The 233-nt window shown below is 45.9% G+C and carries 1 rRNA gene; it reads left to right on the top strand.

Annotated elements, in window-relative coordinates:
• Positions 1-60 precede the first annotated feature (60 nt).
• A 5S ribosomal RNA gene (rrf, locus tag VJI77_RS07780) occupies positions 61-176 on the top strand.
• Positions 177-233: the final 57 nt, after the last annotated feature.

Here is a 233-nt window from a genome sequence, read left to right as displayed (position 1 = left end):
ATGGTAAGTTTCGACAGTGAAAGCTCAGAGCTTAACGGCAAAGAAAAGTAAATAAACAAGTATGGCTGTGATGGCTAGGAGGATACACCTGTTCCCATCCCGAACACAGAAGTTAAGCTCTTAAACGTCGAAGGTACTAGTACATCTCGTACTGGGAGAATAGAAAACAGCCAAACTCCTAGGTAGCTCAATGGTGGAGCACCCGGCTGTTAACCGGTAGGTTGTGGGTTCGA

This window comes from Parvimonas sp. D2 (assembly GCF_035282635.1).
Taxonomy (GTDB): Bacteria; Bacillota; Clostridia; order Tissierellales; family Peptoniphilaceae; genus Parvimonas.
This window is presented reverse-complemented; position numbering and strand designations above follow the sequence as displayed.